The organism is Streptomyces atratus (assembly GCF_014648655.1).
Classification (GTDB): domain Bacteria; phylum Actinomycetota; class Actinomycetes; order Streptomycetales; family Streptomycetaceae; genus Streptomyces; species Streptomyces atratus.
Genome location: NZ_BMRN01000001.1, coordinates 665152 through 686481 on the forward strand (window position 1 = coordinate 665152; position 21330 = coordinate 686481).

Sequence of the window (21330 nt, forward strand, 5' to 3'; positions counted from 1 at the left end):
GCTATTCGACGCGGCGCAGGGCGTCGGCGGGGCGCAGCCGGGAGGCCCGCCAGCCGCCGAACGCACCGGCGATCAGCCCGCCCGCCACGGCCAGCGCGACGGCGATCAGGATGGTGGAGAGCGAGACGGGTGCGGTCAGCGCGACATCGAGCGTCCTGGACGCGCTCGGCCCGCCCGGTCCGCCCATGAACCGGCCGCCGCCCATGCCGACGCCCGAGGAGCCGAGTTGTGCGGTGAGGGTGGGGCTGACGGCGGTCACGACGTACGCACCGGCGAGACCGACGGCGATGCCGAGTACTCCGCCCAGCAGTCCGTTGACGAGTGCCTCGCCGACGACCTGGCGGGTGACCCGGCCGCTCTTCCAGCCGAGCGCCTTGAGGGTGCCGAACTCTCGTACCCGGCGGCTGACCGCCGAGGAGGTGAGCAGGCCGGCCACCAGGAAGGCGGCGGTCAGGACCGCGATCGACAGCCATTTGCCGACGCCGGAGGCCAGGTCGGAGGCGGTGGAGAGGGAGCCGGAGACGGTGTCGGCGAGATCGGCGGAGGTGGTGACGGTCGTACCGGAGACGTTCTTCTGGATGGTGGACTTGACGTGGTCGATCTGCTGCGAGTCCGAGGCCTTCACATAGACCGTGGTGACCTTGTTCTTCGAGTCGGCGAGCGTCTGCGCCTGCTTCAGCGGGATGTAGAGGTTGGCGGCGGCGTCACCGCTGTCGGCGGTCGAGACCCCGACGATCGTGAACTCGGTGCCGTGGATGGTCACGGTCTTGCCGACCGCGAGCTTCTTCTCCTTGGCGTACGCGGAGTCCACGACGGCGACCTCGGCGTCGGTCTCGGACGCCTTGAACGTACGCCCCTTGGTGATCTTCGACGAGGTCAGCGGGCCGAGGGCCTGCTCGGTGACGTCGGTGCCGTACACGGTGTAGGAGTTGACGTCGAAGGAGGCGCCGCCGCCCCTCACCTCGCCCTGCGGCTGTGTGCTGCCGCCCTCTCCGCCGGGGCCGCTCGGGCCGCCCTGGGCCGGGCCGCCCTCCTGCCGGAACTCGCCGCGCTTGAACTGGCCGTCGACCTTCATGACGTTCAGGCTGAGTCCGCCGACGGCGTCCGCTACCCCGTCCTGCTTGCCGATCGTGTCGACGGTGGAGGAGGCCAGCGTCTGGAAGCCCTGGACCAGGACCCGGTCGCTGCTCTGGTTCGAGTCGTCGTCGTTGCCCTTGGCGTCGAACTCGAACTTCGGGCGCCCGCTGCCGGAACCGGGAGCGGCGGCGGCCTTGGTGACCGTCATGTCCGTACCGAGGCCGTACAGCGATTCCAGGACCTTGTCCTGGGCCTTGCTCATGCCGGAGGAGACCGAGCTGACGATGATGACCAGCGCGATGCCCAGGGCCAGTCCCGAGGCGACGACCAGCGCCGCCTTTCTGCGGCGGCGCAGCTCGCGCCGGAGGTAGGTGAAGAACATGGCGCGAGGCTAGGGACGGGGCGTGATGGTGAGATAAGGCCACGGTAAGAGCCGGATGAGAACGCCTGCGAACGCCACAGGCGGCGGCGCCGCGGATCCGAGGGGATCCGGGTGCCGCCGCCTGCGTACGGGGATTCGGTACTGCGGGAGGGGAGGTGCGTGCGGGTCAGGCCTGGGAGCCCGCCGTCCACTGGGCCCAGCTCATGTTCCAGCCGTTGAGGCCGTTGTCGGGGGTGATGGTCTTGTCCGGGGAGTTCTTGACGATGACCACGTCGCCGACGAGGGAGTTGTTGTAGAACCAGGCGGCGGGCTGGTTGGCGTCGTTCGCGCCCTTCACGTCGGCGAGGCCGACACAGCCGTGGCTGGTGTTGGCGCTGCCGAAGATCGACCGCGCGCCCCAGTAGTTGCCGTGGATGAAGGTGCCCGAGGTGGACAGCCGCATGGCGTGCGGCACGTCCTTGATGTCGTACTCGCCCTTGCCGTCGGAGTCGGTGAAGCCGACCGTCGCGCCGTTCATCCGGGTCTCCTTGAACTTCTCGGAGATCACCATCTGCCCGTTGTACGTGGGGTTGGCGGAGGAGCCGGAAGAGATCGGGATGGTCTTGATCGTCTTGCCGTCCTGGGTGACGGTCATCATCTTCGTGTTGGCGTCGACCGTCGAGACCTGGTTGCGGCCGACCTTGAAGGTGACCGTCTTCTGCTGCACACCGAAGACGCCGTCCGCGCCCTCGACGCCGTCCAGCGCGAGCTTCAGCGTGACGGTGGAGCCGCCCTGCCAGTACTGCTCGGGGCGCAGGTCGAGACGCTGCGAGTTGAACCAGTGGCCGACGACTTCCTGACCGCTGCTGGACGACACGGTGATTGCGTCCTGGACGGCCTTCTTGTCCGTGATCGGCTTGTTGAAGTTGATCGAGACCGGCATGCCGACGCCGACGGTGGAGCCGTCCTCGGGCGTGAAGTTGCCTATGAAGCTGTTGGCGGGCGACACGGTGGTGAACGAGGAGTTCTCGTGCGCCTCGCGGCCCTTGGAGTCCTTGGCCGCCGCATTGATCTTGTAGGTGGTCGAGCGCTCCAGCTGGACGTCCGGCTTCCAGCTCTTGCCGTCGGCGGCGAGCGTGCCCTTGACGGTCGCACCGGCCGACGTGGTCATGGTGACCTGGGACAGCGTGCCCTTGGTGACGGTGACCTTGGCGTCGTTGTTGATGCTCGCGTTGGTCGCACCGTTCTTCGGCGCGATGGTGATCTGCGCCTCCGACGCGTCCTGGGCGGCTGCCTTGTCGACCTCGGCCGCCTGCGACTTCTTCGAGCCCTCGGCGCTCGCGCCGTTGTCGTTACAGGCAGTGAGCACCAGAACGCCACCGAGCAGTGCGGACGCGGCCATCAGGCCCTTGCGCCGCTTGCTGTCCGTCATCACACGTTTCTCCATCGTTGCCTAATCCCCAAAAACCCCGAGCAGAGCCGCCGACGACCGGCGAAACCCGTCAATGTTCCTAGAACCCATGGAAGGGGTCTTCCGTTCCACATCCAAGAGAGATGTGGGGAACAACACTCATCGACGCATCCGCGTCGGCGGTGGTTCCCGGTGCCGGTCACGTATACACGGCCGGTACGCACGACGGCCCCGGTACGCGGAAAGCGGGCCGGGGCCGTGGCTCACCGCCTGCTAGATCCGCCGCTCCGCACCGCCGCTCGCGCCGCTGTGCTCGCCGTCGTCCTCACCATTGTGCGGGACGTCGCCGTCGCCCCCCTCGTCGTCCTCGTCGTCGAGGTCCCAGTCGTCCGGGGCGTCCGGGTCGTAGTCGACGCTCTCGCTGCTCCAGGACGCCTGGGTGAGCTCGACCCCCGGCACCTCGCTGACCAGGTCGAACGGATCGATGAGGGAGGCGAGGGCCTCCGCTCCGTCCTCCCGTACGGCCGCCTCGGCCTGCATGCGTTCCTCGGCGGACTCGCCGCCGGGCTCCCCGTACTCGGCGGCGATGGACTCCAGTGCGGTACCGCTGAGGGCGGCGGGGTCCGTGATCTCCAGCACCATTTCGACCTGAAGTCGAACAAACCGTGATGTCTCAGAAGTGCTCATATGCCGGAGCGTAAGCTCCCCGCCCTCGCGACTTTCCTGCGACCCGCTGCTTTCACTAGCATCGGCGTACAGGCCTAACTCACGGCTGTGACAAGGGGGATCGATTCCGTGGCCGCTGCTCTCCGCCCGCTTCTGACCGCCACCGCTGCGGGCACGTTGCTGGCCGCCCTGTGGTTCGTACCGTCCGCCAATGCGACGGACGAGTCGGCCGGCACGCCGGGCGCACAGAGCCGACGGGTGACTGCCGCCGTGGACACCGCGGCCGGTCCGAGGCTCGCGGACACCGGGACCGGGGTCGACACCACCCCGTATCTGATCGGCGGCACGGCGTTCCTGGGCATCGGCGCAGCGTTCGTCACCTACTCGGCACGCCGCGCCGACGCCCTGTCCGTCTGAATTTTCTGTGGGTCCTACCAGCCGGGATCACGCCGTGTGCCTATGCCAGTACATGGCGATGCGCGTGCACAACGGTGCGACGGGCTGTCGGGCGTCCCCGTGCGTCCTTCGGCGGACCGGACTCGGCTCCGACGCCGTCGAGGCCGCTCGCCATAGGGGATTCATAGATGCTTCCCGGATCATGTTCCGGCACTGACCGATCGGATCCGTGATGACGAGGGAGGCGGTTATGAGCGACAGGACGCCCCATGATGCCGACGGCCGCGACAGCGACGAGCTGCTGGCGGAACTGGAGAAGGAGATCACGTCCTGGATGGACCAGGGGGGTATGAATCTGATGGCCGTCCTGAACAACCAGAGCGTCTCCGACGAGGCGACCACCAAGGACGCCATCAGGGACCTTGTGCAGCAGGACGGCTTCGGCGGGCCCGAGACCGCCGTCAGCACCTCGGGACTTCTCGGCCGACGGGACATCGGCTCCAGCACCCGGTGGAGCAATCTGCTGGCCGCCTACATCGACTCCCTGAGCTGTTCGCTGCTGCCGCACCCCGGCGACGGGGACGCCATGGTGTCGTTCGGCCTCGACGAGGGGCACGCGGGCGGTTGCGGCTGACCGCTTCCCGTCAGCAGACGGCCGGCCGTCCGGCCGTCCGGCGTGCCGGGGAAAGCGGTTCCACGCGGCTTCGCTCGCGGGCGAAGAGGCGTACCAACGGCATGAAGCGGTAGCGCGGCGGGACCCGGCCGACGACCTCCAGCAGGCCGGTGCCGGCCAGGCTCTCCAGAGCGTCCTCGGCGTCCTCCTCCGAACAGCCGAGGACGTTCGCCGCCTGCCGTGCGCCGAAGGTGTCGGGGCCGGCGGACGCCAGGACGCCCAGGGCCGTGCGCACGGGCCCGGTCACCCGCTGGTGACCGGGGTGCAGGGCCGCACGGATGTCGAGGTCGCCCATCCTCAGTTCGTCGAGCCTGCGCCCTTCCGGTTCGAGCCGGGCCGTGATCACCTCGGCCCGCCAGTGCGGGTGCGCCGCCATCCGGGCCGCCACGATCCGCAGGGCGAGCGGCAGCCGGTCGCACAACTCGACGATGCGGGCGGCCGCTTCGGGCTCGGCCTCGATCCGTTCGGCCCCCACGATGGCGCTCAGCATCCGGCGGCCCTCGTCGGAGCCCATCGGACCGAGGGTGATCGGGCGCACTCCCGGCAGAGTGGCGAAGGAGCCCCGGCCGGTGATCAGCGCGCTGCTGCCGCCCGCGCCCGGCAGCAGCGGATGGACCTGGCGGTCGTCGACGGCATTGTCCAGGAGCACCAGCATCCGGCGGTCGGCGAGCAAGCTGCGGTAGAGCTGGCCGCGCTCCTCCGGGGACGCCGGAAGGTGCCGCTCCGCGACACCCATGGCCCGCAGGAACCAGCCGAGCACCTCGGCGGGGGCGCGGGGGCGTCCGGACTGCCCGGACAGGTCGGCGTGGAGCTGGCCGTCCGCGAACCTCTGCCGTGACCGGTGCGCGGCATGGACAGCCAGGGCCGACTTGCCGGTACCCGCAGCGCCCGTCACCACGACGTGCCGGGATCCCGCTCCGCGCAGGGCTGCCGCGATGCCGTCCAGCTCCGGACGGCGGCCGGTGAAGTCCGCGACATCGGCGGGCAGCATCGCGGGCACGACGCCGCTCCAGGCGCCGCGGTCCCGCACCCGCACCGCCGGAGGGCTGGGCGCTCCGTCCGGCAGGGCGAGGGCCGGACCGATGACCGCCACCTCACGCGCGGCGGGCCTCGGAAGGGTGCCGGTCAGCACCGACTGCTGGATGTCGCGCAGTGCCCGGCCCGGGTCCACGCCCAGTTCGTCACGGAGCACCCGGCGGCCGCGTTCGTACACCGCGAGCGCCTCCGCCTGTCGGCCGCACCGGTGAAGAGCGGTCATGAGCTGGCCGAGCAGCCGCTCGCGCAGCGGGTTCTCCATCACGAGCCGCATCAGCTGCGGGACGGCCGTGTCGTGGCGTCCCAGGGCGAGTTCGGCTTCGATCCGGCCTTCCCGCGCGGACAGGAGGGCCTCATCCAGAAAGGGGCGTTCTTGTTCCGTCAGATGGGCAGTGACGTTGGAGAGCGCCGGCCCGCGCCGCAGCGCGAGCGCCTGCCCGAGGTGGTCGGCGGCTGCGGCGAAGCGGCCCGCCGTCAGGTCCGCGCGACCACGGCCCGCCAGGCTCTCGAAAGCCGTCCAGTCGAAGAAGGCGTCGTGCGTCTCCAGCCGGTAGGCGTTGGCACGGCGCTCCAGGTGGACGCCGGGATGCAGGCGCTTTCTGAGCTGGGAGACATAGGTGTAGATCTGGGCCGTCGCGGTGGCGGGCGGTTCGCACCCCCAGAGCAGGGCCTTGAGCCGGTCGTCGAAGAGCGGCCGGCCCCCGGCGAGCAGCATGGCCGCGAGGACGGTGCGCTGCTTCGCTCCGCCGAGGGTGACCGGCTGCCCGCCGGCCTCGGCCTCGACCGGCCCGAGTACACGGAACACGAACGGGTCGAAGCCGTTCACACCTGGGGGCTTCCGAGCTCGCGGACCTTCGGCCGGGCACGCTCGCTGCGCGGCACGGCGAGCAACCGGACGAGGATTCGTCCCGCGGGTCCGAGTCCGGCGACGCGGTCGCGCATGGTGCCGCTGTACCCCGGCATGTTCGGCCTCCAGTAGCTGGTTCAGCCCGTGCGGTGGGCCACGAAGTCGCAGAGTGCGTCGAGGACCCTGAGCGCCGGAGTCTGCGGCAGTGCCGTGAGGGCTGTACGGGCCAGCGCCAGGCGGTCGTACATCATGGATCCGGCCGCGGCGAGCGCGGCGGAGTCCTGCAGGAGTTCCAGCGCCCGGCGGTGCTGCCGCGTCCCGGCGGCCGGTCCGGTGGCGATCAGGTCGCGCAGTTCGCCGTCGCCCAGGTCATCACCGGCAAGGGCGAGCAGGACGGGGAGGCTGGGCACCCCGGCCTCCAGGTCCATGCCCGGTTCCTTGCCCGACGCGGAGAGGGGCGAGCTGATGTCGAGGAGGTCGTCGGATATCTGGAAGGCGAGGCCCAGTTGCTCGCCGTACTCGGCGAGTACCGTGACGTACGCATCGGGCGCGCCCGCCTGTACGGCGCCGAGCTGCAGCGACAGGGCGATCAGGGAGGCGGACTTGCCGGCCGCCACCTGGAAGTAGTGGTCCAGGGGCGCGGTCCCCGGCCCCGGACCCAGCAGTTCCTGTGTCTGGCCGTGCACGAGACGGTCGGCGGCCACGGCGTTCATTCGCACCGCTTGCGGGCCGAGTTCGCAGGCCACCTGGGCGGCCAGGGCGAGGAGCCAGTCCCCGGCGAACACCGCACGGCGTTTTCCCCAGAGGGCGTTGGCGCTGGGCGCGCCGTGCCGGGTGCCGGCGTCGTCGATGACGTCGTCGTGGTAGAGCGAGGAGACGTGGATGAGTTCGGCAAGGACGGCCGCCTCGATGACGTCCTCGCTCCCCGGATCCCCGAACTCCGCGCCCAGCAGGACCAGAAGGGGCCGCAGCCGCTTTCCGCCGGTGGCCACGAGATGACCGACGAGTCCGGCGACACGTGGGTCGACGCTGCGGGCGGTGCGCTCCTGAAGGCGCTGTTCAGTGCTCCGCAGACGCTCGGTCAGCCGGTCCCGCAGTGCCGGGTCGTCGGCGGCGAGTCCGGACACGAGCGAACGTCGCTCCGGTGCGCTCAACACGTTCATCCGGGCTCCTGAGGGCATACGGGACAGCGGATGTCAGGACTGTCGCACCGGGCCTGCAGCACGGGCAACGACCCTGGCAGGTTCTTGCCGGACCGGCAGTTCTCCGGCGGTGGCGGCGGAGCACGCCCGCGCCCTCCGGGCCGCCCATGCAGAACGCCCGGCTGGGAAACCCCAGCCGGGCGTTCTGCATGAACTGCTCGCGGCCTGATCTGATCAAAACCGACCATGTGTCGCCAACGGCCCCTGGAAACCGCCGAGCGCGCGGCCGGGCCCTCCGGTACGGGGCGGGCGCTCTCAGCGAGCGGTCGCCGTGCTGTAGGCGCGACCCGACATCGGGATGACCACGGCGAGGATGACACCGATCAGGACCAGCGACATCACGATGGGGTGCTCGGCCGGCAGCCCCGAGCCGATGCCCACGGTGGGATTGCCGAAGAGTTGCCGGCAGGCGGTGACCACCATGCTGACCGGGTTCCACTCGGCGACGGCCCTCAGCCAGGCCGGCAGCCCGTCGGGCGGGACGAACGCGTTGGACAGGAACACCAGCGGCATCGTCGCCATGAACGCCAGGGCGTTGACCGATTCCGTGCTGCGCAGCGCCAGACCGAGCAGCGCGCCGAGCCACGACATGGCAAAGCCGAGCATGAGCAGAAGCCCGAACGCCGCGAGGGCCTTGGGCAGTCCGTTGTGGATGCGCCAGCCGATGAGATAGCCGACACCGGCCATCAGGAGGCAGGACCAGGCGGCGAGCGCCATGTCTGCGGTAGTACGGCCGATCAGCACCGCGGATCGGGAGATCGGAAGCGAACGGAAGCGGTCCACCAGGCCGTTGCTCAGGTCCCCGACGACGCCCAGGGCCGTCTGGGAGATGTTGACCATCATCACCTGGGTGAAGATGCCCGCCATGATGTACTCCTGGTAGCTGCCGCCCTCCACCTCCATGGCGCTGCCGAAAAGCATGCCGAAGATCAGCACGAAGGCGATCGGCATGATGGTGACGCTGATCAGCTGCTCGGGTACGCGGTGGATGTGCCGGAAGTGACGGCCCACCAACGCCCGTATGTCACTGAGTGTCTCGGTCACGCCGAATCCCTCTCCCTGGCCGTCTGGCCGGTCAGCGTCATGAAGACGTCGTCGAGCGAAGGGCGCCGAACGGCGAACTCCGCTATGTCGATGCCGAGTTCCTCCACCGCAGCGGCTGCGGCGGCGACACCGCCCATGCCGTCGGGCAGCGGCACCGACACGGTGCGGCCGTCCTCGGAGACGGACGGGGTGATTGCGAGCCGGGCGCCGATCGCGGCAACCACCTGGGGGGTGTCCTCGGCGGCGAACGCGGCGACCTCGAGGCGCTCGTTGCCGACCTTCTGCTTCAGCTGGTCGGCGGTGCCGTCGGCGATGACCTTGCCGGAGTCGATCACCACGATGCGGTCGGCGAGCTGGTCGGCCTCTTCCAGGTACTGGGTGGTCAGCAGGACGGTGACGCCCTTGGCCACCTGCTCCCGGATCATCCCCCACAGGACGAGCCGGCTGCTCGGGTCGAGTCCGGTGGTCGGCTCGTCGAGAAAGAGGACCGGCGGGTCGACCATCAGGCTGGCCGCCAGGTCCAGGCGCCTGCGCATGCCGCCGGAGTAGGTCCGTACCACCCGGTCGGCGGCGGAGGAGAGTTCGAACCGCTCCAGCAGCTCGTCCGCCTTCCGGCGCGACGGGCCCTTGCCCAGGTGCAGCAGGGTGCCGACGAGCCGCAGGTTCTCGCGGCCGGTGAGCCGTTCGTCGAGGGCCGCGTACTGGCCGGTGAGGCCGATCCGGCGGCGTACCTCCTTGGGCTGCTTGAGGGCGTCGAATCCGGCGACCGTCGCCCGGCCCTCCTCCGGCTGGAGCAGGGTGGCCAGGATGCGGACGGTGGTGGTCTTGCCCGCACCGTTGGGGCCGAGCAGTCCGAGGACCGTTCCCTCGGGCACGGAGAGGGACACCCCGCTCAGCGCTTCGTGCCCCTTGTAACTCTTGCGGAGGCCTTCGGCCTCGATGGCGTTCGTCATGGCTTCACCTCGATGGTTGACGGGTCCCTCCGGGTCCGTCCGTCCGGCTGCGGGACGTCGGTCCCCGGGACGGACGGGCGGTGGGGGCGGTGGCGCAGGTGGAGGGCGGCGAGCGTCATCGACACGCCCCAGATGAGGAACACGGGGTACCAGCAGGAGTTCCAGGGACCGAAGGAGGCGGCCACTTCCGCGCTCGGCTCGGCCCTGCCCACGGCGATGAAGAACCGCAGGTATCCATGGCCGAGTCCCCACAGGGCGAGCCCGGTGCCGACGGTCAGGGCCGCCCCGATCCGGAGCCACCGGGGTAAGAAGTCCCCCCGGGGCCGGAAGGGGGCGGTGGCCGCGAGCTCGGCGATCACCGCGCAGTACTCGACGGTCCGCCCCCATCGAGACACCGGGACCACGGACGCCGGTGTGGTAGCCGCTTGTGCGTTCGGCATCGTATTGCTCTTCCTCGTCATCAGGACCTGCGGACGGAACGAACAGCCGTCAGCTCCACCGGGCGAGCCCTTCACGATCCGCCTCGAAGCGGACGGGCAGGCTCTCCAGGCCGCTCAGGAAGTTGGAGAACACCGGCTCCACCGGGCCATTGGGCTCGATGCGGTCCACCACGGTCCGCACCGCGCCGAGCATGGCGTTGATCTCGACACGGCCGAGGAACGCACCGAGGCAGAAGTGCGGCCCGTAGCCGAACGACACGTGCTTGTTGGGGGTGCGTGCCAGGTCGAACGTCTCGGGTGCGTCGAAGATGTCCTCGTCCCGGTTGGCGGAGGTGTTCCACAGCGTGACGATGTCGCCGGCGGCGATCCGCTGCCCCGCGACCTCGACGTCCCGCAGCGCCCGGCGGCCGAAGTGCATGCCCGGGGTCGTCCAGCGCACCACCTCCTCCACAGCGCTTTCCACCGTCGCCTCGCCCTGCTTCAACGCATTCCACTGCTCCGGATGACGCATCAGTGCCTGCACCCCGCCGATCATCGACAGCCGACTGGTCTCGTCGCCGCCGAGGATCAGGCTGTAGCAGTTCAGGACGATCTCGTCCTCGCCGAGCGGCTCCCCGTCGATCCGGCCGGTGGCCAGCACGCTGATGACATCGTCGACCGGGTTCCTCCTTCGCTCCTCGGCGAGCTCACCGAAGTACAGGAGGATCTCGTTGCGGGCGAGCCAGGAGTCCTCGGCACTGGTGTCGGCCATACTGGAGCTGAGTGCCTGCTTGTTGAGGCCGAGCAGGAAGCCGCGGTCCGCCTCGGGGACGCCCAGCAGGTCGCAGATGGTGGCGATCGGGATGTGCTCCGCGACATCCCGCGCGAAGTCCGCCTCGCCCCGCTCCACCGCGTCCTTGAGGAGCGTGCGGGTGCGCTGCACGACCTGCTCCGAGATGTGCTGCAGGGAGCGCGGCGAGAAGGACTTGAGCATCAGCTTGCGGATCGCCGCGTGCCGGGGGCCATCGGTGACCGCGAGCATCTTTCCCGCTGCGGAGTCACTGCCGTGCAACAGCGTGACCAGCACGTTCCCCCGCTCGGAGGTGAAGTTGCCGTCGTCCTTGTACAACTTCATGATGTCGTCGTACTTGGACAGGACCCAGAATTCGGGCCCGGCCGCGGTCGCGGGATGGCGGTGTACCGGGCGCTCGGTGCGGAACCGGCGCCACATGGCGTGAACGTCGGTCGTCTGATAGGTCATGGGATCGGTCAGGTCGAAGCTGTCGAGCTCACGGTCCTCGACGTCGGCTCCGCCCAGTGCCGTCGCGGTGGCGCTGGTCATAGGGGACTTGCTCCAAGTGGGTGCGCTGTGGCGGGTCGTCGGTACTGCTCCGGCGGTTCACCGGAGCTCGCGCAGCTGCGCGGCGAGCGCCCGGCCGATCTCGCCGATGGGCCCCGGCCGGGTCAGCTCGTTGTGCCCGCAGTCGACGACCTGGATGTCGACCCGCCCCTCCACGAAGGGACGCCACGCCGCGGCCATCGCCTGCGGGGAGGCATGGTCCCGGCCTGCGACGGTCAGCCTGACATCGCCACGGACGACGCCCAGTAGACCAGGCTGTACGGGTGGATGATGCTGTTCGACATATTGGTGCCAAAACGGGCGCGCGAGCTGATACAGCGCTTTTCCATACCGGCAAGTGCGCTCCCCGGCCCGCAGGACCTCCATCACCTGCTCGTACACCAGCGGCTCAGCCGGGTCGCGGTCCCCTGCCCGGCCGCTGAGGTCCAATAGCGTGGCCGGCACGTCCTGTTCGTCGTACGCGAGACCCGCGTGCCCCCTCGGAGGGGATGTCCGGGCCGGTGTCCAGCACGGCCGGCAGCCCGGCCTGCTCGCCCGCCTCCCGGAGCCGGGTGGCGATCACGTGCGCGAGGATTCCGCCGAGGGACCGGCCCGCCGGGTGACAGGGACCGGACGGCTGGACGCTGCGAATCCGGTCGAGGTAGTCGTCGGCCATCTCATGGACGGAGGAGGGCAGTTCCTCGTCGCGGGCGAGCCCTCGCGCCTGGATCGCGCAGATCGGGTGGTCGGCCGGGATGTGCCGCAGCAGGCCCGAGCAGCCCCACCCGATACCGGCACCCCGGGTGCAGGCAGAACACGCCCGGTCCCGAGCCGCCGGGCCGCAGGGGCAGCAGCACGTCGAACGGGTCGTGGTCGCAGCCGGCGGTGAGCTCGGCGGCCGGTGCGGCCACGGTCGGGTTCTCCGGCAGGCTGCGCACCGGGAGCCGCACGCCGAACGCGCCCGGCTGATCACCCGGGTCGCGAGCAACGAGCCACCGTCCGCCCGTGCCGCAGGAGCGCGGCGTGCACCTTGCAGGCGCCGTGGACACCGCGGTTGTCGGCATGGATCGCGGTGATCGCCTCGGGAGGTCCCGGTCGCGGGCGGCGCGGGCCGACCCGGACCGGCGTACCGCGGCGCAGTAAGTGCTCGGCGCGATCTCGGCGTCGGTGCCCCGCAGGGCGTCGCAGATCGGCTGGACGCCGAACTCCTCCTTGTGCCGGCCGATGCAGGCGACCCTCATCGCAGTGGACAGTCCAGCTCCGCCGCGAAGAAAGCCGACGCAGACTTCAAGATCGCGTCGGCTCGGCGCAGTTCCTTCACCTCGCGTTCCGGTTCGGCGATACGGGCCGCGTCCTGGCTCGTGGTCCCCTTGCGCAGCCCCTCGTCCGTCTCGGCACGCTTGACCAGGTCCGCAGCGCCTCGGGGTGCCCTGGTCGAGCCGTCACTGACGGCCGGGCACCGACGCGGGCACGGCACCTCGCACGCCGCCCGGGGCCGGAGCGCTCAGCAGTTCCCACCCCCTGCAGCGTCCTGCGCGGTCTCCCCCACTCCGTCCGACGGCCCGGCGCCTCTCCCGGGGCGGCGGCACCAAGCTGCCGCGGACGATGTCCGCGTCACCGTTCGGGCCCCGCCCCCGCCTCGCCCCGCCCGGAACACTGCGCAGCATGCCCTTCCAGCAGCGACGAGGGCACCGACGAGGGAGAACCCGTCATCACCGTGAACGCCGAACGGCATCCCTCCCGGGGATGGCAGTTTCCTGCAGACACAGCAGTTTCGTGCAGACATGGCAGTTTCGTGAAGCAGGGCTTGTGGAGCCTCGGGGGCTGATTGGAGAGTCACGGGGCCGAGGAATACCGGTGGTTTCTTCACGGGGTGGGTGACATCCCTTCAGCGCACCGGATGTGCGCTCCATGAAACCCGGAATCGTCGTACCCACCGCCCTGACACCCCTGCTGCGCAGCCAGCAACTGAAGAACGAAGCTGGATCGAGGTTGAGTCACATGTCCGAGCCGCGGTACGAGCGTCTTCCCCTGACCGCAGGCCAGTCCGGTGTCTGGTTCGCGCAGCGGCTGGACCCCGAGAACCCGATCTACAACATCGCCGAGTACGTGGACATCCCCGGCCCGGTCGACACGGAGCTGTTCGAAAGCGCCTTGCGGCACGTGGTCAAAGAGACGCAAGCACTGTGCGTCTCTTTCGCCGAGGAGGCCGGACAGCCCTGGCAGACCATCGGCGCGGCACCCGCCTGGGACTTCCCCGTGATCGACGTGAGCGGCAGCGAGGACCCGCAGGAGACGGCCGAGGCGTGGATGAGGGCGGAGGCGCGTACCCCGGTCGATCCGGCCACCGGCCCGTTGTTCGCCTTCGCGCTCCTGAAGCTGGGCCCGGAGAGGTTCTGGTGGTACCAGCGCTACCACCACGTGGTGATGGACGGACACGGTGTCGCACTCGTCGCCCAGCGGGCCGCCGAGGTCTACACGGCCCTGCGCGCGGGGCAGACGCCCGGTGACAGCCCGTTCGGTCCGCTGCGGGACCTGCTCGCCGAGGAGCGGGAGTACCACGACTCCGGAACCCGGGACCGGGACCGGGACCACTGGACCGGACTGTTCGGCGACCGGCCCGAGCCGGCCGTCCTCGCCGACGGCCGACCGCAGGTGCCCCGCGGGCTGGCCCGGCAGAGCGCCACGCTGCCCCTCGGTGTCGCGGAGGGCCTGCGCACGGTCGCCCGGGAGGCGGGCGGCAGCTGGCCGGCCGTGGTCATCGCGGCCGTCGCCACCTACCTGCACCGCCTGACCGGCAGCGAGGAGGTCGTCCTCGGCCTGCCTGTCAGCGCCCGGACCGGTCGACGCGCTCGCCAGGTGCCGGGAATGGTTTCCAACGTCCTCCCCCTGCGGATCACCGTCAGCCCCCGGACGACCGTGGCGGAGCTGGTCCGCCACGTCTCCCACCGGATGCACCAGGTCCTCCGCCACCAGAGGTATCGGTACGAGGACCTGCGCCAGGACCTCGGACTACTCGGTGGGCAGCAGCGCCTGCTCGGCCCGCAGGTCAACATCGTGATGTTCGACTACGGCCTGGACTTCGCCGGCCGACGGGGCCGCGTGTACAACCTGGCCGGCGGGCCCGCCGACGACCTGGGGATCGTGGTGGACGCCCGGGACGGGCTCTCCGAGCTGCGGATCGACCTGGACGTGAACCCGGACCTGTACGACTCCGATCAGCTGGCCGCCCACCACCGGCGCCTCCGGAACTTCCTGGAGCACTTCGCGACCGCCGATGTGCACCGGCCCACCGGTCTGCTCGACGCCACCACCCCCGCCGAGCGCGAGCGCGTCCTCGCTCTCGGATCCCCTGGGCTCTCCCGGTCCTCCGGCGCGGCCGGGACGTCCCGCGTCGGGGCGACGCTGCCGGATCTGTTTGCTTCACAGGCGGCGGTGACGCCGCAGGCGGTGGCGGTGGTCTTCGAGGACACCGAGGTCACCTACGCGGAGCTGGACGCGCGAGCGAACCGGCTGGCCCGGCTGCTGATCGCCCGCGGAGTGGGGCCGGAGGACTTCGTGGCCCTGGCCCTGCCCCGCTCGGTGGAGCTGGTCGTCGCCCTGCTGGCGGTGCTCAAGGCCGGCGCGGCCTACCTGCCCCTGGACCCCCAGTACCCGGCCGAGCGCATCGCCTACATGCTGGCCGACGCCCGCCCCGCCCTGCTGCTCACCGACACCGGCATCCGCCTCGACGGACTCGCCGCGGACGGGACGCTGCCGCCCCGCCTGGACATCGATGCCCGGGAGACACAGGAGGCTCTGGCCGGCTTCCCGGCCGGGGACCTCACCCGTTCCGGTGAAGCCGCCGGGGCGGGTCCGGACAACGCCGCGTACGTCATCTACACCTCCGGATCCACCGGACGCCCCAAGGGCGTCGTCGTACCGCACCGCAACGTGGTGCGGCTGTTCGACGAGACGGAGCACTGGTTCGGCTTCGGCGCGGACGACGTCTGGACGCTGTTCCACTCCTACGCCTTCGACTTCTCGGTCTGGGAGATCTGGGGCCCCCTGCTGCACGGCGGCCGCCTGGTCGTCGTTCCCCACTCGGCCGGCAGGTCGCCCGAGGAGTTCCTGACCCTCCTCGCGGAACAAAGGGTCACCGTCCTGAACCAGACCCCCTCGGCCTTCTACCAGCTGATGCAGGCGGACCAGGAGCGGCCCCGGACCGGGGCGGACCTGAGACTGCGCCGGGTGATCTTCGGTGGTGAGGCCCTCGAACCGTGGCGCCTCGCCGACTGGTACCGCCGCCACCCCGAGGACGCTCCCGTCCTGGTCAACATGTACGGGATCACCGAGACCACCGTCCACGTCACCCACTTCGCACTGGACGAGAGCTGCACCGCCGTCGGCAGCGGCAGCATCGTCGGAGAAGCCATTCCCGACCTGCGCCTGTACGTGCTGGACGCCGGTCTGCGGCCGGTGCCGCCGGGGGTGGTCGGTGAACTGTACGTGGCCGGGGCCGGCCTGGCCCGCGGCTATCTGAACCGCCCCGGCCTGACGGCCGGACGGTTCGTGGCCTGCCCGTTCGGCGAGCCGGGGGCGCGGATGTACCGCACCGGCGACCTGGGGCGCTGGACCGCCGACGGCACCCTGGAGTACCTGGGGCGCGCCGACGACCAGGTGAAGATCCGTGGTTTCCGTATCGAGCTGGGCGAGATCGAGAACGTCCTGCAGGCGCATCCGGATGTGGCCCAGGCCGCTGTCGTGGTCCGCGAGGACCGGCCCGGGGACAAGCGCCTGGTCGCCTACGCCGTGCCCGGCCGGAACGGCCCGGCCGCTCTCACGAGCCTGCGAGCGCACGCCATCGAGGCCCTGCCGGAGTACATGGTGCCGGCGGCGTTCGTCACCCTGGACGCGCTGCCGCTGACCCCCAACGGCAAGCTCGACCGCAAGGCCCTGCCCGCCCCGGACTTCACCGAGGTCTCCACCGGCCGGGCGCCGCGCACCCCCCAGGAGGAGATCCTGTGCGGGCTGTTCGCCGAGATCCTCGGCCTGCCCTCGGTGGGCATCGACGACAGCTTCTTCGAGCTCGGCGGCCACTCCCTGCTCGCGACCCGCCTGGTCGGCCGGGTCCGTTCCGCCTTCGGCGCCGAACTGCCGATCCGGGCCCTGTTCGAGGCACCCACGGTCGCCGAACTCGTCAGTCGACTCGACCTCGGCACGGAGCCGGCGCGCACCGCCCTGCGCCCGATGGAGCGTCCTGTCGAGGTGCCGTTGTCGTTCGCGCAGCGGCGGCTGTGGTTCCTGGGACGGCTGGAGGGCCCCAGCGCCACCTACAACCTGCCGCTGGCGGTCCGGTTGTCCGGTCGGCTGGACCGGGAGGCACTGGAGGCGGCGCTGGCCGATATGGCCGAGCGGCACGAGAGCCTGCGCACGGTCTTCCCCGAGAGCGAGGGCCGGCCGCGCCAGCTGGTGCTGGACCCGCAGCGCGGCCGCCCCGGCCTGCCGGTCACCGAGACCGACGAGGCCGGGTTGCCCGCGCTGCTCACGGCGGCGGCCGGTCGGCCGTTCGACCTGTCCTGCGAGGTGCCGTGGCGCGTGGAGCTGTTCGCCCTCGCCGAGGACGAGCACGTGCTCTCCCTGACTCTGCATCACATCGCCGGTGACGGGTGGTCGCTGGCGCCGCTGGTCCGGGATCTGGCGGCCGCGTACACCGCCCGGTGTGCGGGGGCGGCGCCGGAGTGGGCGCCGCTGCCGGTGCAGTACGCCGACTACACCCTGTGGCAGCAGCAGGTCCTCGGCAGCGAGGACGACCCGGACAGTGCGCTCGCCCGGCAGCTGGACTTCTGGCGGCAGACCCTGACCGGCCTGCCGGAGGAGCTGGCCCTGCCCACCGACCGGCCGCGCCCGGCGGTGGCCTCGCACCGGGGTGGAACGGTGGAGTTCGCCTGGGACGCCTCCCTGCACGCCGGGGTGGTCGCGCTGGCCCGGAAGTGCCGGGCGAGTGTGTTCATGGTCCTGCAGGCAGGCCTGGCCGCACTGCTGTCCCGGCTCGGGGCCGGGGAGGACGTTCCCATCGGCAGTCCGATCGCCGGGCGTACCGATGAGGCGCTCGATGATCTGGTCGGCTTCTTCGTCAACACCCTGGTGCTGCGCACCGACGTCTCCGGTGATCCGACGTTCCAGGAGTTGGTGGAGCGGGTGCGGGAGGCGGATCTGGCCGCCTACGCACATCAGGACGTGCCGTTCGAGCGACTGGTCGAAGAGCTCAACCCGGTCCGCTCAATGGCCCGCCACCCCCTCTTCCAGGTCATGCTCGCCTACCAGGACAGTCCGGACACCCGCCTGGAGTTGGGCGGTCTGCGGGCCGACGTTCAGCCGGGCGTGCGTAACACAGCCAAGTTCGACCTGTCCGTGGACCTGAGTGCGCAGCGGACCGAGGACGGTTCGCCCGGTGTGGTCGAGGGCGTCATCGAGTACAGCGTGGATCTGTTCGACCCGGAGACGGCGCAGGCGCTGGCCGGGCGTCTGGAGCGTCTGCTGGCCGCGGTGGTGGCCGACCCGGACCGGGCGGTCGGCGCGGTCGAGATCCTGGACGAGGCCGAGCGTGAGCGGGTGCTGTCCGGGTGGAACGACACCGCGCAGGAGGTGCCGCGGGCCACGCTGCCGGAGCTCCTCGCCGCGCAGGTGGCGGCGACGCCGCAGGCGGTGGCGGTGGTCTTCGAGGACACCGAGGTCACCTACGCGGAGCTGGACGCGCGAGCGAACCGGCTGGCCCGGCTGCTGATCGAGCGGGGGGCGGGCCCGGAGCGGTTCGTGGCGCTGGCCCTGCCCCGGTCGGTGGAGCTGGTGGTGGCGATCTCGGCCGTGGTCAAGACCGGGGCGGCCTATGTGCCGGTGGACCCGGAGTATCCGGCCGATCGGATCGCGCACATCGTCGAGGACGCCCGGCCGGCCCTGGTGGTGACCGTGGCCGAGGTGGCGCAGAGCTCGCCGGCCGAGGCGATCCGCGGCGGGTTCGTGCTGGACGCGCAGGAGAACGCCGAGCTGCTGGCCGGGTATCCGGCCGGGGAACTGCTGGACAGCGAGCGGCTGCGGTCGCTGTCCCCGGCGCATCCGGCGTACGTGATCTACACCTCCGGTTCCACCGGCAAGCCCAAGGGGGTGGCGGTTCCGCACGCCGGCATCGTCAACCGGCTGTTGTGGATGCAGCACCGGTATCACCTGATGGCGGACGACCGCGTCCTGCAGAAGACCCCGTCGGGCTTCGACGTCTCCGTCTGGGAGTTCTTCTGGCCGCTGATCGAGGGGGCCACGCTGGTCGTGGCCCGGCCGGGCGGGCACCGGGATCCGGCGTACCTGGCGCGACTGATCCGCGACCAGCGCATCACCACGCTGCACTTCGTCCCGTCCATGCTCCAGGCGTTCCTGGACGATCCGAGTGCCGCCGACTGCCGCGGCTCCGCCCTGCGGCGGGTGATCTGCAGTGGCGAGGCGCTGTCCGGGGAGCTGCGGCAGCGGTTCTTCGCCGTGCTGGACGCCGAACTGCACAACCTCTACGGCCCCACCGAGGCCTCGGTGGACGTCACCGCGTGGGAGTGCATGCCGGAGGAGGACCGGCGGAACGTGCCGATCGGCCGGCCGGTGTGGAACACCCGGGTGTACGTGCTCGACGCCGGTCTGCGGCCGGTGCCGCCCGGCGTCTCCGGCGAGCTGTACCTGGCGGGTGTGCAACTGGCCCGCGGGTACGTCAACCGTCCGGCCATGACGGCGGAGCGGTTCGTGGCCTGCCCGTTCGGCCCGGCCGGGGCGCGGATGTACCGCACCGGCGACCTGGTCCGCTGGGGTGCCGAGGGTGAGCTGGAGTACCTGGGGCGCGCCGACGACCAGGTCAAGATCCGCGGTTTCCGTATCGAGCTGGGCGAGATCGAGACCGTGTTGGCGGCGCATCCGGACGTGGCCCAGGTGGCGGTGGTGGCCCGCGAGGACCGGCCCGGGGTCAAGCAGCTGGTGGCCTATCTGGTGCCGCGTGACGGTGGTGTGGCCGGTGCGGCCGGTGCGGACTGGGGGACGCTGCGCAAGGAGGCGGCCCGGGTACTGCCGGATTACATGGTCCCGGCGGCGTTCGTCACCCTGGACGTGCTGCCGCTGACCGCCAACGGCAAGCTGGACCGCCGGGCGCTGCCCGCGCCGGACTTCGCGGCGGTGGCCACCGGCCGGGCGCCGCGTACCCCGCAGGAGGAGATCCTGTGCGGGCTGTTCGCCGAGATCCTCGGCCTGCGGGCCGTCGGGATCGACGACAGCTTCTTCGAGCTCGGCGGCCACTCCCTGCTCGCGACCCGGCTGACCAGCCGGATCCGTTCGGTCCTCGACGTGGAACTGCCTGTGCGGGCCCTGTTCGAGGCACCCACCGTGGCCGAACTGACCGAGTGGCTCGACGAGGCCGCGGGCAGGGCCAGGACGGCCCTGCGGCCGATGGAGCGTCCTGTCGAGGTGCCGTTGTCGTTCGCGCAGCGGCGGCTGTGGTTCCTGGGACGACTGGAGGGCCCCAGCGCCACCTACAACCTGTCGATGGCCCTGCGGCTGTCCGGGCGGCTGGACCGGCAGGCGCTGGAGGCGGCGCTGGCGGACGTGGCCGAGCGGCACGAGAGCCTGCGCACGGTCTTCCCCGAGAGCGAGGGCCGGCCGTACCAGCTGGTGCTGGACCCGCAGCGCGGCCGCCCCGCCCTGCCGGTCACCGAGACCGACGAGGCCGGGTTGCCCACGCTGCTCACGGCGGCGGCCGGCCGGCCGTTCGACCTGTCCTGCGAGGTGCCGTGGCGCGTGGAGCTGTTCGCCCTCGCCGAGCACGAGCACGTCCTCTCCCTGACTCTGCATCACATCGCCGGTGACGGGTGGTCGGTGGGTCCGCTGGCCCGGGATCTGGCGGCCGCGTACACCGCCCGGTGTTCCGGGGCGGCGCCGGAATGGGCGCCGCTGCCGGTGCAGTACGCCGACTACACCCTGTGGCAACACCAGGTCCTCGGCAGCGAGGACGACCCGGACAGTGCGCTGGCCCGGCAGTTGGAGTTCTGGCGGCAGACCCTGACCGGCCTGCCGGAGGAGCTGGCCCTGCCGACCGACCGGCCGCGCCCGGCGGTGGCCTCCCACCGGGGTGGAACGGTGGAGTTCGCCTGGGACGCCTCCCTGCACGCCGGGGTGGTCGCGCTGGCCCGGAAGTGCCGGGCCAGTGTGTTCATGGTCCTGCAGGCAGGCCTGGCCGCGCTGCTGTCCCGGCTCGGGGCCGGGGAGGACGTTCCCATCGGCAGTCCGATCGCCGGGCGTACCGATGAGGCGCTCGATGATCTGGTCGGCTTCTTCGTCAACACCCTGGTGCTGCGCACCGACGTCTCCGGTGATCCGACGTTCCAGGAGTTGGTGGAGCGGGTGCGGGAGGCGGATCTGGCCGCCTACGCACATCAGGACGTTCCGTTCGAGCGACTGGTCGAAGAGCTCAACCCGGTCCGCTCAATGGCCCGCCACCCCCTCTTCCAGGTCATGCTGACCTTCCAGAACACCCCCGGGGGCGACTTCGGCCTGCCCGGGCTGCGGGTGACGTCGAAGTCCGGCAGCCTGGACGTCTCCAGGTTCGACCTGTCCTTCACCCTCGCCGAGGAGCAGGACCCGGACGGCGCTCCCGCCGGTATCGACGGATACCTGGAATACAGCGTGGATCTGTTCGACCGGGAGACGGTGGAGGTGCTGGCCGGGCGGCTGGAGCGTCTGCTGGCCGCGGTGGTGGCCGACCCGGACCGCACCGTGGGCAGCGTCGAGATCCTGGACGAGGCCGAGCGCGAGCGGGTGCTGTCCGGGTGGAACGACACCGCGCGGGAGGTGCCGCAGGCCACGCTGCCGGAGCTGTTCGCCACGCAGGTGGCGGCGACGCCGC

At 71.0% G+C, this 21330-nt stretch carries 16 protein-coding genes; 3 read left to right on the forward strand and 13 right to left on the reverse strand.

What is annotated here, in order from left to right:
* Position 1 precedes the first annotated feature (1 nt).
* The 3 genes from IEZ15_RS02930 to IEZ15_RS02940 form a co-directional block, all read right to left on the reverse strand.
* Complete coding sequence (locus tag IEZ15_RS02930) at positions 2–1459, reverse strand: ABC transporter permease (protein WP_189273876.1); 1458 nt, start codon at positions 1457–1459, stop codon at positions 2–4.
* A gap of 166 nt (positions 1460–1625) precedes the next feature.
* Entirely contained in the window at positions 1626–2885 is a 1260-nt protein-coding gene (locus tag IEZ15_RS02935) for a L,D-transpeptidase (RefSeq protein ID WP_189273878.1), read from the reverse strand.
* A gap of 237 nt (positions 2886–3122) precedes the next feature.
* Positions 3123–3536, reverse strand: a complete 414-nt coding sequence (locus IEZ15_RS02940) for a hypothetical protein (RefSeq protein WP_229845699.1) — start codon at positions 3534–3536, stop codon at positions 3123–3125.
* A 108-nt stretch (positions 3537–3644) separates the two neighbouring features.
* On the opposite strand from IEZ15_RS02940, the gene IEZ15_RS02945 reads away from it, so the two are divergent.
* A complete protein-coding gene (locus IEZ15_RS02945; protein WP_189273880.1) occupies positions 3645–3932 on the forward strand; it encodes a hypothetical protein in 288 nt (95 codons plus the stop codon).
* 229 nt (positions 3933–4161) lie between these two features.
* A complete protein-coding gene (locus tag IEZ15_RS02950; protein ID WP_189273882.1) occupies positions 4162–4545 on the forward strand; it encodes a DUF6269 family protein in 384 nt (127 codons plus the stop codon).
* A 10-nt stretch (positions 4546–4555) separates the two neighbouring features.
* On the opposite strand, the gene IEZ15_RS02955 is transcribed toward IEZ15_RS02950, so the two are convergent.
* From IEZ15_RS02955 to IEZ15_RS02990, 10 genes are all read right to left on the reverse strand, one after another.
* Complete coding sequence (locus IEZ15_RS02955) at positions 4556–6445, reverse strand: AfsR/SARP family transcriptional regulator (protein WP_229845700.1); 1890 nt, start codon at positions 6443–6445, stop codon at positions 4556–4558.
* On the reverse strand, positions 6442–6582 hold the full coding sequence (locus IEZ15_RS44415) for a hypothetical protein (RefSeq protein ID WP_229845701.1): 141 nt from the start codon (positions 6580–6582) through the stop codon (positions 6442–6444). Before IEZ15_RS44415 ends, IEZ15_RS02955 begins: the two co-directional genes overlap by 4 nt.
* A 21-nt stretch (positions 6583–6603) precedes the next feature.
* A complete protein-coding gene (locus IEZ15_RS02960) occupies positions 6604–7629 on the reverse strand; it encodes a polyprenyl synthetase family protein (RefSeq protein WP_189273884.1) in 1026 nt (341 codons plus the stop codon).
* 294 nt (positions 7630–7923) lie between these two features.
* A complete protein-coding gene (locus IEZ15_RS02965; protein ID WP_189273886.1) occupies positions 7924–8712 on the reverse strand; it encodes an ABC transporter permease in 789 nt (262 codons plus the stop codon).
* Positions 8709–9665, reverse strand: a complete 957-nt coding sequence (locus IEZ15_RS02970) for an ATP-binding cassette domain-containing protein (RefSeq protein ID WP_114246311.1) — start codon at positions 9663–9665, stop codon at positions 8709–8711. The genes IEZ15_RS02965 and IEZ15_RS02970 overlap by 4 nt, the downstream gene beginning before the upstream one ends.
* The gene (locus IEZ15_RS02975) at positions 9662–10105 is read right to left on the reverse strand and encodes a DUF3995 domain-containing protein (protein WP_189273888.1); all 444 of its coding nucleotides are present in this window, start codon (positions 10103–10105) and stop codon (positions 9662–9664) included. Before IEZ15_RS02975 ends, IEZ15_RS02970 begins: the two co-directional genes overlap by 4 nt.
* 49 nt (positions 10106–10154) lie before the next feature.
* Positions 10155–11426: a cytochrome P450 gene (locus tag IEZ15_RS02980; RefSeq protein ID WP_189273889.1), complete on the reverse strand. Its 1272-nt coding sequence runs from the start codon at positions 11424–11426 to the stop codon at positions 10155–10157.
* 57 nt (positions 11427–11483) lie between these two features.
* Entirely contained in the window at positions 11484–11888 is a 405-nt protein-coding gene (locus tag IEZ15_RS44420; RefSeq protein ID WP_229845714.1) for a hypothetical protein, read from the reverse strand.
* Complete coding sequence (locus tag IEZ15_RS44425) at positions 11833–12396, reverse strand: thioesterase domain-containing protein (RefSeq protein ID WP_229845713.1); 564 nt, start codon at positions 12394–12396, stop codon at positions 11833–11835. Before IEZ15_RS44425 ends, IEZ15_RS44420 begins: the two co-directional genes overlap by 56 nt.
* A 264-nt stretch (positions 12397–12660) precedes the next feature.
* On the reverse strand, positions 12661–12900 hold the full coding sequence (locus IEZ15_RS02990; protein ID WP_114246308.1) for a hypothetical protein: 240 nt from the start codon (positions 12898–12900) through the stop codon (positions 12661–12663).
* A gap of 524 nt (positions 12901–13424) precedes the next feature.
* Here IEZ15_RS02990 and IEZ15_RS02995 point away from each other — a divergent pair.
* Positions 13425–21330 (forward strand): non-ribosomal peptide synthetase (locus tag IEZ15_RS02995; RefSeq protein WP_189273891.1); only part of this gene is annotated, 7906 nt, incomplete at its 3' end.